Genomic DNA, 14,921 nt, shown 5'->3' on the forward strand with positions numbered 1-14,921 from the left:
ATTATAAATAATGTAAATTTAATTACCTTAAATATCTGATTTTGAAGGTTAAGGCTAATATTACCTATTATTTTTAGTATGAGTAAAAGTATATTTATCATTTTATATGGATTAATTTCATGTGTTTCAGTGCTAGCGCAAGAGACAAATGTTAAAGGGAGTGTTAAGGATGCGGTAACAGGCCAGCCTATTCCAGAAGTAATAATTACAATTGAAGGAACGTTGCTAAAAGAACAAACGAATGGTTTTGGTGAGTTCATTTTTAAGGTAGGTGTTCCGTTGGGTGAACAAATCCTTAAAATTTCGAAAACTGGATTCCTTCCAAAAAGATACCCTATTGTTATAAATGAAGGCAGGACGCTAAACATTCAAGATATGTCGCTTGAGGTGGACAGAGGAAACCAAAATGATTTATTCACCATTACTTTATCTGATGATGAATTAAATGACGACACAGGAGGTTCTGTTAATATTTCAGGATTATTGTCTTCTTCAAAAGATGTTTTCCAGCGTAGTGCAGCATTCGAGTTCAGCCCCTCGTTTTTTAGAGTAAGAGGTTTAGATTCAGATAATGGTACTGTTTTAATAAACGGAATTGAAATGAATAAATTCGATACTGGTCGCCCGCAATGGAGTAACTGGGGCGGATTAAATGACGTCGTTAGAAATCAAGAATTTACTTCTGGCTTAAAGCCATCGACCTATAATTTTGGTGGCGTTTTAGGGGTTACCAATATTATTACGAGAGCGTCTTCATATAGAGCAGGTGGGCGTATTACGTATTCCTCTTCTAATCGTAGTTATACAAATCGTTTATTGGCGAGTTACGCTTCTGGTTTACTTGAGAATGGTTGGGCTTATACACTCATGGCAGGCAGGCGTTGGGGAGACGAAGGGTATCAAGAGGCAACTCTTTACGATTCTAATTCGTTTTTTGGCGCCGTAGAAAAGAAAATTAATGAGAAACACAGTATTAATTTCACCTCCATTTACACGCCCAATAGACGGGGTAAATCTTCTGCGAATACTCAAGAAGTTTACGATTTAAAAGATATTAAATACAATGAATATTGGGGTGATTTAAATGGAAGCAAGAAAAACTCTCGTGTTAAGGAAGTTAAAGAGCCTATTGTAATGCTAAATCATTTTTGGGATCTAACTAGCAAAACAAAATTAAATACCAACATAGGTTATCAATTTGGTAGAATAGGGAACAGTCGTTTAGACTATCCAGGAGGTGCTAATCCAAGCCCAGCATACTACCAGGATTTACCAAGTTACGCTTTAGGCGACACCGATGGGGCCGATTATGCTGGTGCTTATATTGCTGAACAGAATTTTTTGAATAATGGTCAAATTGACTGGAACCGTATTTTCGATGCCAACATAACTAATAATATTAGCGGTAATTATGCGGCGTATTCTTTATACGAAGATAGAACAGACGACAAGCAGTGGACATTCAACTCTATTTTAACCTCCCAAATCAATGAGAATATTATTTTTAATGCAGCGGTTAACTATAAAAAACTGAATTCTGAAAATTTTGCGGAAGTTATTGATTTATTAGGAAGTGCTAATGGAGTGCTTAATGTAGATGCCTTTAGCAATAACCCTTTTGATGAAAATAATCCAAATGCCGTTGCGTTTGAAGGTGATAAATTTAGATATAATTATAATTTGTATGTCAAGGAATTAGCAGGATATGCTCAAGCACAATTTAAATACAATACAATTGATTTTTATGTAGCAGGTAGTATTACTAAAACCGATTATCAAAGGGAGGGCTTATATAGAAACGGAAACCAAACATCCGATGAGAATGGTGTTAAAATAAATAACTCTTTTGGGAAAGGAGACCAGATTGAATTTATAGGTTTTGGTGGTAAAGCCGGTTTTACTTATAAATTATCTGGAAAGCATTTGTTCGATGTAAATGCGGGATACATAACACAAGCACCAAATCTCAGAAACACGTACACTAACTCTAGAGAGAGTCACGATTACGTGGGTGTTATAAATGGTAAGAAAAGTAAGGATGTAAGTATTACAGAGGAGAAAATTAGCACTTTAGATGTTAGTTATATTTTCCGTTCCTCAATCTTAAAAGCTAAATTAACCGGGTTTTATACAAAAATTGAAGCGGCCAACGAGGTGTCTTTCTTCTTTACACAAGGCAGTTCAACAGGATTTATACAAGAAGTATTAGTCGGTGCCAATAAATTACATTTGGGTTTCGAATTAGGTATTGAAGCACAAGTAACTCCTACTATTAAGTTAAAAGGAGCCGCTTCGGTAGGGCAATATACTTACGCCAATAACCCATCGTTGTATATTACGTCTACTTCAGATGATTTTATGGTCAATGACGCTGCTGGAAATCAAACCAATTTATCTGGAACAACCTTAAGAACTTCCAAGATGAAAGATTACAAAGTAGCAGGGGGGCCACAACGTGCTTATTCAATAGGTTTTGAATACAGGGATCCAGAGTATTGGTGGTTTGGTGCAACAACAAACTTTTTTACAAATACCTACGTAGATGTGAGTCCCTTAGCTAGGTCTGAAGCATTTTTTCTAGATACCGATGGTATACCGTATAACGATTACAACGAAAACAGCGCTAAAGACTTATTAAAACAAGAAAAGTTTGACGACTATATGGTTGTAAACTTAGTTGGGGGTAAATCTTGGAAAATAGGAGATAAATACATTGGCTTCTTTGCAAGTGTAGGAAACCTATTAGATAAGAAATATAAAACGGGCGGTTTCGAGCAAGGAAGAACAGCAGATTACAGAGCTTTAAGAGACGATGTTAATAACCCTAAAAGAATTTTCGGATCTAAATACTGGTATGGGCGTGGTACAAATTATTTTGTAAATGTGTCCATCAGGTTCTAGAAAAAACAAGAAATATTAAATAGTATATTATGAAAACAAATAAATTGTTAAATTTAATAATGAGTTTAGTAGCGTTTTTAGCTTTGTCGTCATGTGTTGAAGACGACGATTTTACAATACCCTCTAGCTTAGCCGATGAAGAGAACGCGGCGTTAGTTGCGTTGTTAGAAACAGGTACAGAAGTAGATATGGCTTTTGTACAAGGATTATACACGTCTGGGACCGCTCAATTGGTAACCTCTAACATTTACGTGAAAGGATATGTTTCATCATCGGACGTAACAGGGAATTTTTACAAAGAATTTTATATGCAGGACGCCCCTTCAGCCCCAACCAAAACGTTAAAAGTTGTTTTAAACCAAACAGATAGTTACAACCAATTTAATAAGGGAAGAGCGGTTTACATAAAGCTTAAAGGTTTATATGTTGGCGAAGAAAGAGTAGGAAATGGCGTATACACTATTGGTGGAGATATTGAATATGGTGCATTCGGGACGACCGTGGCGCAATTAATAGACAATCAAATAAAATCAAATATTTTAAGATCGACGATAACGAAAGATATAATTCCGTTGCCCAAAACATTTTCAACAATAGGATCTTCGAATATCGGAATGTTGGTAAGCGTGGACAATGTAGAGTTTGTTAACGATCTAGCAGGGGAGTCTTATCTTGAGACCAATGAAACTTATGACACCCAAAGGGAAATGATATCTTGTGAAGCAGATGGATATGGTAGCTTTCAATTAGAAACGAGCTCTTTTGCGTCTTTTAAACAAGAACCACTTCCAGTAGGGAATGGTACAATTACAGCCGTTGTTGTAAAAACGTATAATGGGAGCCAGTTAGTTTTGGCTTTAAATTCCACAGACGATGTTAACTTTACAAATGCACGCTGTTCACCACCAGACTTAACAGACTCCAATATTGTGTTTTACGAGGATTTTGAAGCGTCTGTAGATGGAACAGATTTAGATTTACCGGGTTGGACTAACTTCTCGGAAGTCGGTTCTCGTGTCTGGAAAGAAGTGTTTTTTGAAGGTAATGGATTAGCGGAATTTGGAAGTTTTAACTCTCAGGATGTTGAAAACATTGCGTGGTTAATAGCGCCCAATATTACTACAGGCTCTCAAAATAATATGTTTTTTAAATTCAGATCAGCACACCACCATTTGGAGTCTAACGATAATACTTTAGAGGTCTATTTGTCTACAGATTTCGATGGGATAGATGTTTTAGGAGCCACTTGGAATCCGCTAAACGTTACTGTTCCTACCACTGCAAATAATTGGTATGAGTTTGTAGATTCTGGTTTAATAGATATTTCTAATTATAGTGGCGGTTTTTTTATTGCTTTTAAAGTTACGGGTTCTGGAACAGAACTAGATTTAGACGGCTCTTATCAAATAGATGATTTTAAAGTGTTCGCAAACTAACATTTTATAAAATAATTTATATACTTTTAAAACCTGCTAGTACATTCTAGTGCTTTTTTATTTTTGATATATATATGACAGTTCTCGAACAGTTTTTCTTTTCCGTATTTAGCCATTTTAAAGGCCAGTTTAAACAAAAAGCAAATACTATAGCGCTAGTCTATATTTCTGCATTAGAAATAGCGATAATGTTTGTTTTAGGCTGCTTTTTCGCCGCATTCTTAAGTCAATTGAATTCAGACGTAATGTCGAGCGATAAGGGATGGACACTTTTTGTTTTAATCGCGATTGGAATTCATTTTAAAAACTGGATAAAATATGGCGGTAAGAAAAGAAAAGTAATGAATGCTAAATTCAACAGAAAGAAAACAGCAGAACATAATATTGTTTTGTTATTGCTGCTTCCTTTTATTTGTTTAGGATTTGGTTTATTGCTACTCCAAGCGGTATAATTCAACGATTTACGTTGTCTGTAGTTTAAGTTGAATACGCTTTCGCGGAATATCAATTTCTAGTACTTTAACTATTATTTGTTGGTGTAAACTTACGTGTGCATTGACATCTTTTACAAAACTTTGGCTTAAATTTGAAACGTGAATTAAGCCACTTTCTTTAATACCGACATCTACAAAACACCCAAAATTGGTAATATTATTAACGATGCCCGGAAGTAATTGGCCTACGTGCAAATCGGTAATCGTTTTTATATCTTGATTGAATGTAAAAACCTTGGCTTGTGCTCTAATATCTAAACCGGGTTTCTCTAATTCCTTTACGATGTCTTCCAAAGTTAAAAGTCCTATAGTCGCGGTCTGGTACTTTTTTAAGTTGAGTTGTTTTAAGACTGCCGAATTGCCAATAAGCTCTTTTATAGTCACTTTTAAATCCTTAGCCATTTCTTTAACGATGGCGTAACTTTCTGGATGTACAGCAGAATCGTCTAAAGGATTTTTAGCATCTTTAATCCTTAAAAAAGGGGCGCCTTGCTCGAAGGCTTTATTTCCTAATCGTGCTACTTTTTTAATGTCTTTTCGCGATGAGAAAGCTCCGATTTCGTGACGATAACTAACAATATTTTCGGCTAATTTGGGGCCGATACCAGACACATAGCTTAGTAAGCTTTTACTGGCCGTATTAATGTTTACGCCGACGGCATTCACACAATTTTCCACCACTATATCCAACGATTTCTGAAGCTTTGTTTGGTCTACATCATGCTGATATTGTCCCACTCCAATAGATTGCGCATCAATTTTAACCAATTCGGCCAAAGGATCTTGCAATCGGCGACCAATAGATACCGAACCCCGAACCGTAACATCATAGTCAGGAAATTCTTCTCGTGCTATTTTAGAAGCCGAGTAAATACTCGCACCAGCTTCGCTAACCACAAAAACTTTAAGATTGTTTTTAAATTGAATATTTCTAATTAATGTCTCGGTTTCGCGCGAAGCAGTTCCATTTCCAATAGCTATAGCTTCAATTTTATAAACATCGGCTAATGATTTTATCTTCTTCATCGCACCAGTGCTATCATTTTGCGGAGCGTGGGGATAGATGTTTTCGTTGTGTTCTAACTGTCCTTGTGCGCTTATGCAAACCACTTTGCAGCCCGATCTAAAGCCTGGGTCTATTGCCAAAACACGCTTTTCTCCTAAAGGTGAACCTAATAATAATTGTTTTAAGTTTTTTGCAAATACAGCAATTGCTGAGGTATCTGCATTATCTTTTGCTACTTGCAAGGCTTCGTTAGAAAGCGATGGAAATAATAAACGTTTATAGGCGTCTTTAATTGCTATTTCAAGCTGTTGGGCACATTCCTTTTGCGAACGAATTATTTGCGATTCTATTTTTTCTAAAGCACGTATATTGTCTATTTCAATTTTAACTCGGATAAAACCTTCTTTTTCAGCTCTTAAAATAGCTAATAAACGATGCGAAGGAATTCGGCTTAGCGCTTCTTCCCAATGGAAATAATCTCTAAATTTTTGCGCTTTCTCGTCGTCCTTTTTCGTTTTGATTACGGCTGTTGCAAGCATTGCGAAACGCTCCAATTGTTTACGAATAATGTTTCTGATATCTGTGCGTTCATTTATCCACTCTGCAATAATATGGCGCGCACCTTCAAAAGCGGCTTCTGTGGAATTAACGGGGCCTTTTACGTAGTTGTGGGCGATTTCCTCCAGATTAGGAGCGTTTTGGCTCATTATAATTTTTGCTAAAGGTTCTAAGCCGTTGTTACGTGCCGTATCGGCTTTTGTTTTTCTTTTCTTTTTAAATGGTAAGAATAAATCTTCAAGGAGGACTAAATTATCGGCGGTTTCAATTTGGTCTTTTAAAGCTTGTGTTAAATCGTTTTGGGTGTCAAGAGTTTTTAGAATGGTTGCTTTACGTTTTTCTAAAGCTTCAAATTGTTCCTTATAATGTACAATATCACCAATTTGTACTTCATCTAAATTACCTGTACGCTCCTTTCTGTATCTTGAAATAAACGGAATAGTACACGCATCGTTGAGTAATTGTATTGTGTTTTTAATACTGCTTTCTGGCAGTTGTGTTTGTGAAATGATGTATTTAATAAGCATAAAAAAAGCCTTATACGTTTTAGTTGTATAAGGCTTGTAATATATCTATCTCGGCGTTATTATCCGAGGAAAAGTTGAAGGAATTCTAGTTTTGACCAGATTCATTCTTCGCATCTTGAATCATTTTTTCGTTGGGTAAAATAGCAACGTTTACACGGCGGTTCTTAGCTCTTCCTTCTGCCGTAGCGTTGTCGTTGGTTGGCTTGTTTTCTCCAAACCAATTGGTTGTAAAACGGCTGCTGCTTAAGCCTTTTCCAGTTAAATAGTTGGTTACCGCATACGCTCTATTTTTAGACAACGTCATATTATACGCCTCCGCACCCGCACTATCTGTATGCCCAACAACTAAAATATTGGTGTCTGGATATTCCTTAAATACACCAGATAACTTGTCTAAAGAGTTTTGAGAGGCTGCGTTAATATTGTATTTTTCAGTAGAAAAATACACACCACTGTTTTCATCGAAGGTAATTACGATACCATCGTCTACACGTTCTACTTGGGCCCCAGGAATTTCGTTTTCAATTTGCTGCGCTTGCTTGTCCATTTTGCTACCAATAAGGACACCGGCACCACCACCAACAACACCACCAATAACAGCACCTAATTCGCCATTACCGCCTTTTCCAATGTTATTTCCTAAAATAGCACCTAAAACAGCACCACCAGCAGCGCCAATAGCACCACCTTTTTGTTTGTTATTTGCGTTTTTGACAGCCGTACAACTTGAAACGCTAAATAGAAGTGACAAAGCGAATACGGCTACAATTGATTTATTAAGTATAGATTTCATAATGTTTTTTAAAGTTTTGTAAAGTTCATATTAATTATAAAAGGACTACCATCTACAGAGACTGTTTGTTGCCATTGCATTACGCTTTCTGATAGTTGAGACAATCGGAATCTAAAACCTGCATTGTTTGCGCTTTTACCTTTAGCATCGGTTGGTTTTAATAGGAAGTGATATAGGCCAGAATTGGCATCGACCTCTTGAATCGTAAAATTGAAATATCGGTCTCCGGTGGCACAATTGGTATTGGCTATACTGTAAATACCCGTATTGTTATTTGGTACAAAAGACCACGTACTTTGCTCGAAACATTCTTTTGAAGCATCGTTTAATAACGTGACTTCGTAAGTTCCTGCGTTGTCATAATTTACTGAGTTTAAAACCCAGTTTCCTTTAATTTCTTTCTTGGATTCACGCACCACTTTTGAGGAGCCACAGCCCACCAAAAAGACGGCTAATAATAAAAATGATAGTTTTTTCATAAGATGTAATGGTTTATCTAAATGTACGAAAATTAACATAACGTGGATGTTTTTTACTTCATAAATAAAAGTTAATAACGTCATAAATGTATTATAAAAAACTAAAATTTAAAGTACATAAAAAAAAGACTTCATAGTGATTATGAAGTCTTTAGGGTGTCTTATAGAATAGCCATTTAAGCAGGGAGTTGTGGTACAGTTTTAGAAATTATTCTACGTATTTGTTATTTTTGAAAATGCCTTCTTGATTCTATTTTTAGTTTTTTGCGTCTCTAAGGGGCTTTCATCATACTCGTATCTATCTACTGATTCTATGGTTTTACTTTCGTTATTAATGATGGAGAAATACATAATAACTTTATTTGAATCCCCATAGACTCCAATCGTTCTAATTAAAACTGTATACTTTTTTTCATCAATAAGAATATCATTTGGAGCGCTAACAATCCAATCTGGATTTTTGTATTTTTCAGAAATTATTCCCTCGAGAACATTATTAACAGAGCGATAATCCTTGGACATAAGAGACAAATCGTAGTAATCAGTTTTATTTAGTTCAGATTTTAAAGTTTCTAATATAAATTTTTTAATTATTTCTCTTTTATCGTATTTGGCGGAACTTTTACGGTTCACATAATGGTATATTTCTATACTAGGTGTGACAATAAATAAACTGTCTTTTGAAACCTTTTTTTTATTTTTATTTAGACTCAAACCATGCACATAATCAGGATAAGACTTCTTTTGGGTCCCACAACTTAAAAGTAGTATGGAAGTTAAAATTAATAAAGCTGTTTTTTTCTTACGTAGCATAATTCCTGTATTAGTTTCTAAATGACGCATTAAACACGTTACAAACCTTAACTAATCTGCAACCCGTTTGTTGCTTTTGCATCATCGGGGTTTACAAACACCAATTTACCTTCAGCTGTTTCCGTCATTAAAATCATTCCTTCACTGTTAACGCCGCGAAGTGCTCGTGGTTCTAAGTTGACTAAAACGGTTACTTGTTTACCAATAATTTCTTCCGGTTTAAAACTTTCTGCAATACCAGAAACAATTGTTCTTATATCTATTCCTGTGTCTACTTTTAAAACTAAAAGTTTTTTAGCTTTCGGCATTTTTTTAGCCTCTACAATGGTGCCGACTCTAAGGTCTAATTTTGTAAAATCGTCAAAAGAAGCAGTCTCTTTTTGTGGCTCGATAACTTTATTGGCTGCTTTATTTGCTCTTTTACTGGCTTCTAATTTTTCTAATTGTACTTCTATTTCGCTGTCTTCAACTTTACTGAATAGCAATTCAGCTTTACCAATGTGATGTCCAGCAGCAATTAAGTCGTTTTTAACCGAAATATCGTCCCAAGAATTATTAATGACAGAATCGCTAGAACCAATATTCAATATCGTTTTAAGTTTTGTAGATGTAAATGGTAAAAAAGGCTCGCTTAAAGTTGCTAGAGCAGAAGCAATTTGCAAGGCTACAAACATTATTGTTTTTACGCGCTCTTCCTCTGTTTTAATCAGTTTCCAAGGCTCTTCATCGGCTAGATATTTATTACCTAATCGTGCTAAATTCATTAATTCTTGACTCGCTTCTCTAAAACGATAACGCTCGATAGAGCTAGAAATAACCGACGGATAGGCTTTTATAGCAGCTAATGTTTCCTCGTCTATTGTAGTAAAATCATTTGGAGCAGGAATTATTCCGTCATAATATTTGTTCGTTAATACCACCACTCGGTTTATAAAGTTACCAAAAATAGCGACAAGCTCGTTATTATTTCTCGCTTGGAAATCTTTCCAAGTAAAGTCATTATCCTTAGTTTCCGGAGCATTGGCTGTTAATGCATAACGCAATACATCTTGCTTATCAGGGAAATCTTTTAAATACTCTGGTAACCAAACCGCCCAATTTTTTGAGGTCGATAATTTTTTGCCTTCTAAATTTAAAAACTCGTTTGCTGGTACGTTGTCTGGTAAAATATAACTGCCTTCCGCTTTAAGCATGGCCGGGAAAATAATACAGTGAAACACTATATTATCTTTACCTATAAAGTGTACTAATTTCGTGTTCTCGTCTTTCCAGTACGGTGTCCAATCTTTTCCTACACGCTCTGCCCATTCTTTGGTTGCAGAGATGTAGCCTATAGGAGCATCAAACCAAACATAAAGCACTTTGCCTTCTGCACCTTTTAACGGTACAGGGATTCCCCAATCTAAATCCCTGGTTACGGCACGCGGACGTAAACCGTCGTCGATCCATGATTTTACTTGTCCGTAAACATTAGGTTTCCAGTCTTTTTTATGGCCTTCAATAATCCACTCTTTTAAAAAGGCTTCGTGTTTATTTAATGGTAAAAACCAGTGTTTCGTTTCTTTTAATGAAGGAACATTTCCTGTTATAGCCGATTTCGGGTTAATAAGATCGGTAGCGTTTAAGCTGGTTCCACAACTTTCACATTGATCGCCGTAAGCTTCTTCGTTGCCACATTTAGGACACGTTCCTGTTACAAAACGGTCTGCCAAAAACTGATTGGCGTCTGCATCGTATAATTGCGCTGTCGTTTCTTCAACAAATTCATTTTTATCATATAATGTGGTGAAAAATTCGGAGGCTGTATCGTGGTGTATTTTGGCCGAGGTACGCGAATAATTATCAAAAGAAATACCAAACTCTTCAAAAGATTTTTTAATATTTACGTGGTATTTATCTACAATATCTTGTGGTGAAACCCCTTCTTTTTTAGCTTTTATAGTTATGGGTACACCGTGCTCATCGCTTCCACAAATAAAAGCGACGTCGTTACCCGTTAACCGTTTAAAACGTGCATAAATATCTGCAGGCACATAAACACCGGCAAGATGTCCTATATGAATAGGGCCATTGGTATAAGGTAAAGCTGCAGTAATAGTATATCTTTTTGACATTTTGAAATCTTTATTTTAAAGGTGTAAAAGTACGCATTTTGATAGGGATTTGGAAAAAAAATGTACATTTACGGTATGTCAAAATTTACATTCATTTTTAGTCTCTGCTGTCTCTTTTTCTTCATCGGAAAAACGACCGTTTCAGCTCAAGATATTACAACCCCTATAACCACTCAAAAATTGATACAGCCACCCTATTTAAAAGTTGGAGACTCTGTGGCTATTGTGGCCCCTTCAGGAATTTTACAAAATAGAAAACAAGAGGTTGCTACCGCAAAAGAGCTTTTAGAAAGTTGGGGATTAAAAGTTATGATTGGGAAACACGTATTTAGTCAAGCCCATCATTTTGCTGGTACAGACAACGAGCGTTGTGAAGATTTCCAAAAGGCATTAGATAATTCTAATATTAAGGCCATTTGGGCTGCTCGCGGAGGATATGGTACCGTGCGTATTTTAGATAAATTGGATTATTCTACATTTTTAAAACACCCAAAATGGGTGATTGGTTACAGTGATATTACCGCCTTACACAACCAAATTAATACGATAGGAGTAGAGAGTTTACACGCGTTAATGGCAGTGAGTTTGGGTGACGCATCCAGTGCCATTAAAGCATCTATCTCCACCTTTAAATCCACACTTTTTGGTAAATCGTTACAATATGATTTAACAGGCTCAAAGTATAATAAAATAGGTGAGACTTCGGGGCAACTTGTGGGAGGGAATTTAACTATTTTACATACTATGCTAGGCTCAAATACAAGTTTAGATATGACTGGTAAAATACTTTTTATTGAAGAGATTGGAGAGTATGCGTATCATATCGATCGTATGCTGCAAAGCTTAAAACGTGCGGGATATTTTGAAAATTGTAAAGGTATTATAGTGGGTGATATGAGCAAAGTGAGAAAAAACACTACGCCGTGGGGAAAACCTATTCAGCAACTTATTTTGGACGTAGTAGCCGATTATAATTTTCCGGTTGCTTTTAATATGCCGGCAGGTCACGAAAACGATAACCGCGCTTTAATTTTAGGGCGAACAATTCAATTAAAGGTGGCAAAAGACGCAACTACAATCCGTTTTAATGAATAATCTACCGTTTTAATACAAGCGTTTCTGAAAGGTATAAAACAGACCAGATCCTATAACATACAAGCCAACATCTATAATATCTGCGGTATAACGGCTATTGTAGTGTGGTAAAAGCCATTCAAAATACAGAGCATAATAAATTGTTAGTGCCATAATTGCTCCCAACGGAATAGAGATTAAGTTGTTTTGCTTCGCGATGCGAACGGTAGCCAAACAGGCGCTCAATACAATAGGCATACACAATACATCACTGAGATAGAAAGCCACCCAATTAGGTAATGGTACGGCGGCCATTTTAGCAAAATAAATAGCTAAAGTAAGCGCGGAAACAACTAAAAACAAAGGGTGTTTTAAAATACTCATGCTGCAATAGCCGCAATTAGCCAAGCGATAAATATACCAACGGCCATTACAGCCATACAAATCGATTTAATCACTTTTACAAAAGCGCGTACCATCCAAAAACGATGTGCTGCATATTTTTCAAAAAACGAAGGATTGTTTTTTTTCTCAAGACGCCGACGATCTAATCGTGCTTCTTGTTCTTTTTTGTAGGCCAGTTCACGTCGTTTTTTATACGATAATAAAGTGTTACACTCCGAGCAATAATCCCTATTCGTATTATAGACACCACAATTAGGGCACTTAATATTTCGACTCACCATAGCAACTCTTTAACGTTAACTGTAAAGGTATTACTATTTATAGAACTTTCCTTAACTCTAGTTTAGTGTAAATTGTATTATATTTAAAAGGAATACATTTATAGGGTGACAATGGAAAGCACTATTTTCTATGTCTATGTCTATGTTTTTAGTGTGATAGTATTGATATAGAATTAAATACTATAGGCTTAAGTTTAATTATCTTATAGAGCGTATATCCCTAACATTACAATTTATGGCTCAGCACAACGAACTCGGAAAAGAAGGTGAGAAAATGGCAGTAGCGTATCTTCAAAAAAAAGGATATGCTATTCTAGAACGTAATTACCGTTTTCAAAAAGCGGAAGTCGATATTATCGCCCAATTAAAAGATATATTGGCTATTGTGGAGGTAAAAACGCGATCTACAGCCGATTTTGGAAACCCACAGGACTTTGTGAAACCAAAGCAAATTCAACGCTTAGTGAGCGCGGTACACGAATATGTGACCGATAATAAATTAGACGTTGAGGTGCGTTTTGATATTATAGCCATTATAAAAGAAAATAAAACGGTAAAACTAGAACATTTAGAAAATGCGTTTTATCATTTCTAATGGTATTTCTTAAAGAGCGTTACTATTCTTTAGAAGTTTTAACCTGTCGCGAATCGAAATAATTCTTTACCGAAGTGATATCATAAGGTTTAGCCACAATTTCCTTGTTGCTATTCAGTATAAAATAAGATGGTGTGCCGCTAATATTATAATTGTCGCCTATTTCGTTATTCCATTTACCCTCGCCAAATACGTGTATAAATTCAGGAAAATCAGTAATCATTTCGTCCCAGCGTGCTTTATCATTTTCTAAAGCTATGGCAATCACCAGGATTTTTTCTTTAGCTATCGGTTTTATGTAATCTTCTAATTGCGGTACCTCCTCTAAACAATGTGAGCAATTTGTACTCCAAAATACTAAAATATAGTTCTCAGAGCTATCTAAGGCGCTCAATTTGGTACTTTCATTAATGTTTAATGTGATATCGAAGTCTGGAGCGACTTTACCTAAAGAAATATTTTTAAACGGCACAATCGCATCCATTATTTTTCTGTCTTGGTCTGCTTTTGCAAGGTCTAATAAATAGTTGTCTGTGATATAATTTGCTATAGATTCATTGCCTGTTTCCGCAAACTTGCGCCACATAATATCCAAAATCGTTTTCTTAACTTTAGGATTGTTTCCTATCGCTTTCACCGCTACATCTATATTTTCTTTGTAAGATGCATTAAGGACATTGCGATCTACAAAACCGTATACATAGCTAGTTGCATTTTTAATTAAAAAATTAGAGTTTTGGAGTGCGTCATCGCTAAAATCGATATTTGTAAAATAATAGTTTTTTATGTTGTTCGAAAATGTCGTTACATCTTCGTGTACTGAAGGAATATAAGGTCTACACGCTTTTATAAAATGATTAACAAGCATTCCTTTTGAAGCCTTTTCAAACTCATTCTGTGTTTTACTTAAAATGGCGAAAATACTTTTATAGCCGTCTTTATCTACTTTCTGAGAACCATAATAGTTGCGAATACTTTGGTTGATTAAAGCAATACTTTTATTGTAAGAGGCGTACATTTTATTCTCTGAAGAAGTGGTGAACTTCACACCGTCGTTTTTATTAAAATCGAAAGCAATGTCTTCTTTTCCGTTATAAATAAAGTCGAAATAATTATCCTCTTGTGGTTGTGCGTACACCAATCTAAATGTTCCAGACACTATGCTTTTATCTAAAGCCATTTTAAAAGTGCCATCGCTACTAACATCGGCATTGGTTATAAACGTTGCGGCATTTGGTGTTACGCGGTATAAAAAAGCAAATTTATACTCTTTTGCAGGCGAAAATGAGCCCGATATAGTGTGCTGAGCTAGCAAAAGAGTAGGTAGAAAAGTGAGTATAAATAGAAAGTTTTTTTTCATTGTATTAGGTTTTATTCAGTTAAAACAAAAGTTAAGCCAGTTCGTGTCTCAAAAGCATTAAAGCATTAAAAAAGATTAACGTCGT

Annotated in this window: 13 protein-coding genes; 5 read left to right on the forward strand and 8 right to left on the reverse strand. The window is 35.7% G+C overall.

The annotated features are described in order from the left end of the window. The first annotated feature begins 78 nt into the window (after positions 1-78). From ES676_RS06105 to ES676_RS06115, 3 genes are all read left to right on the forward strand, one after another. Positions 79-2,901: a TonB-dependent receptor gene (locus tag ES676_RS06105; RefSeq protein ID WP_148369386.1), complete on the forward strand. Its 2,823-nt coding sequence runs from the start codon at positions 79-81 to the stop codon at positions 2,899-2,901. A gap of 29 nt (positions 2,902-2,930) precedes the next feature. Continuing rightward, on the forward strand, positions 2,931-4,337 hold the full coding sequence (locus ES676_RS06110) for a DUF5689 domain-containing protein (protein WP_148369388.1): 1,407 nt from the start codon (positions 2,931-2,933) through the stop codon (positions 4,335-4,337). Positions 4,338-4,411: 74 nt separating this feature from the next. Continuing rightward, positions 4,412-4,789: a hypothetical protein gene (locus ES676_RS06115; protein ID WP_148369390.1), complete on the forward strand. Its 378-nt coding sequence runs from the start codon at positions 4,412-4,414 to the stop codon at positions 4,787-4,789. A 9-nt stretch (positions 4,790-4,798) separates the two neighbouring features. Here the strand turns inward: ES676_RS06115 and ES676_RS06120 are convergent, their stop codons facing one another. The 5 genes from ES676_RS06120 to metG all read right to left on the reverse strand — a co-directional run bounded on the left by ES676_RS06120 (position 4,799) and on the right by metG (position 11,121). Next, complete coding sequence (locus ES676_RS06120) at positions 4,799-6,922, reverse strand: Tex family protein (protein ID WP_148369392.1); 2,124 nt, start codon at positions 6,920-6,922, stop codon at positions 4,799-4,801. An 85-nt stretch (positions 6,923-7,007) separates the two neighbouring features. After that, on the reverse strand, positions 7,008-7,715 hold the full coding sequence (locus tag ES676_RS06125) for an OmpA family protein (RefSeq protein WP_148369394.1): 708 nt from the start codon (positions 7,713-7,715) through the stop codon (positions 7,008-7,010). Positions 7,716-7,723: 8 nt separating this feature from the next. Continuing rightward, positions 7,724-8,194, reverse strand: coding sequence for a lipocalin family protein (locus tag ES676_RS06130; protein ID WP_148369396.1), 471 nt, complete (start codon positions 8,192-8,194; stop codon positions 7,724-7,726). A 213-nt stretch (positions 8,195-8,407) separates the two neighbouring features. Next, a complete protein-coding gene (locus ES676_RS06135) occupies positions 8,408-9,037 on the reverse strand; it encodes a hypothetical protein (RefSeq protein WP_148369398.1) in 630 nt (209 codons plus the stop codon). Positions 9,038-9,054: 17 nt separating this feature from the next. Further along, positions 9,055-11,121 (reverse strand): methionine--tRNA ligase, encoded by a 2,067-nt coding sequence (gene metG / locus ES676_RS06140; protein ID WP_148369400.1) that lies wholly within the window; start codon positions 11,119-11,121, stop codon positions 9,055-9,057. A 75-nt stretch (positions 11,122-11,196) separates the two neighbouring features. Between metG and ES676_RS06145 the strand changes: the two genes are divergently transcribed. Continuing rightward, entirely contained in the window at positions 11,197-12,216 is a 1,020-nt protein-coding gene (locus ES676_RS06145) for a S66 peptidase family protein (protein ID WP_148369402.1), read from the forward strand. A gap of 9 nt (positions 12,217-12,225) precedes the next feature. Here ES676_RS06145 and ES676_RS06150 read toward each other — a convergent pair whose 3' ends face one another. Beyond that, positions 12,226-12,579: a hypothetical protein gene (locus tag ES676_RS06150; RefSeq protein WP_148369404.1), complete on the reverse strand. Its 354-nt coding sequence runs from the start codon at positions 12,577-12,579 to the stop codon at positions 12,226-12,228. After that, positions 12,576-12,881: a hypothetical protein gene (locus ES676_RS06155; protein ID WP_148369406.1), complete on the reverse strand. Its 306-nt coding sequence runs from the start codon at positions 12,879-12,881 to the stop codon at positions 12,576-12,578. The genes ES676_RS06150 and ES676_RS06155 overlap by 4 nt, the downstream gene beginning before the upstream one ends. A 235-nt stretch (positions 12,882-13,116) precedes the next feature. Between ES676_RS06155 and ES676_RS06160 the strand changes: the two genes are divergently transcribed. Next, a complete protein-coding gene (locus ES676_RS06160) occupies positions 13,117-13,476 on the forward strand; it encodes a YraN family protein (RefSeq protein ID WP_148369408.1) in 360 nt (119 codons plus the stop codon). Positions 13,477-13,498: 22 nt separating this feature from the next. On the opposite strand, the gene ES676_RS06165 is transcribed toward ES676_RS06160, so the two are convergent. Then, positions 13,499-14,836: a TlpA family protein disulfide reductase gene (locus tag ES676_RS06165; RefSeq protein ID WP_148369410.1), complete on the reverse strand. Its 1,338-nt coding sequence runs from the start codon at positions 14,834-14,836 to the stop codon at positions 13,499-13,501. Positions 14,837-14,921 lie beyond the last annotated feature (85 nt).

It is taken from the genome of Bizionia saleffrena, assembly GCF_008086175.1.
Classification (GTDB): Bacteria; Bacteroidota; Bacteroidia; order Flavobacteriales; family Flavobacteriaceae; genus Bizionia; species Bizionia saleffrena.

What these genes read in the sequence shown, in the direction of transcription:
- ES676_RS06105 (WP_148369386.1), top strand. Translation starts at nt 79, where the DNA reads ATGAGTAAAAGTATATTTATCATTTTATATGGATTAATTTCATGTGTT.
- ES676_RS06155 (WP_148369406.1), bottom strand. Translation starts at nt 12,881, where the DNA reads ATGGTGAGTCGAAATATTAAGTGCCCTAATTGTGGTGTCTATAATACG.
- ES676_RS06135 (WP_148369398.1), bottom strand. Translation starts at nt 9,037, where the DNA reads ATGCGTCATTTAGAAACTAATACAGGAATTATGCTACGTAAGAAAAAA.
- ES676_RS06150 (WP_148369404.1), bottom strand. Translation starts at nt 12,579, where the DNA reads ATGAGTATTTTAAAACACCCTTTGTTTTTAGTTGTTTCCGCGCTTACT.
- ES676_RS06110 (WP_148369388.1), top strand. Translation starts at nt 2,931, where the DNA reads ATGAAAACAAATAAATTGTTAAATTTAATAATGAGTTTAGTAGCGTTT.
- ES676_RS06160 (WP_148369408.1), top strand. Translation starts at nt 13,117, where the DNA reads ATGGCTCAGCACAACGAACTCGGAAAAGAAGGTGAGAAAATGGCAGTA.
- metG (WP_148369400.1), bottom strand. Translation starts at nt 11,121, where the DNA reads ATGTCAAAAAGATATACTATTACTGCAGCTTTACCTTATACCAATGGC.
- ES676_RS06130 (WP_148369396.1), bottom strand. Translation starts at nt 8,194, where the DNA reads ATGAAAAAACTATCATTTTTATTATTAGCCGTCTTTTTGGTGGGCTGT.
- ES676_RS06165 (WP_148369410.1), bottom strand. Translation starts at nt 14,836, where the DNA reads ATGAAAAAAAACTTTCTATTTATACTCACTTTTCTACCTACTCTTTTG.
- ES676_RS06145 (WP_148369402.1), top strand. Translation starts at nt 11,197, where the DNA reads ATGTCAAAATTTACATTCATTTTTAGTCTCTGCTGTCTCTTTTTCTTC.
- ES676_RS06120 (WP_148369392.1), bottom strand. Translation starts at nt 6,922, where the DNA reads ATGCTTATTAAATACATCATTTCACAAACACAACTGCCAGAAAGCAGT.
- ES676_RS06115 (WP_148369390.1), top strand. Translation starts at nt 4,412, where the DNA reads ATGACAGTTCTCGAACAGTTTTTCTTTTCCGTATTTAGCCATTTTAAA.
- ES676_RS06125 (WP_148369394.1), bottom strand. Translation starts at nt 7,715, where the DNA reads ATGAAATCTATACTTAATAAATCAATTGTAGCCGTATTCGCTTTGTCA.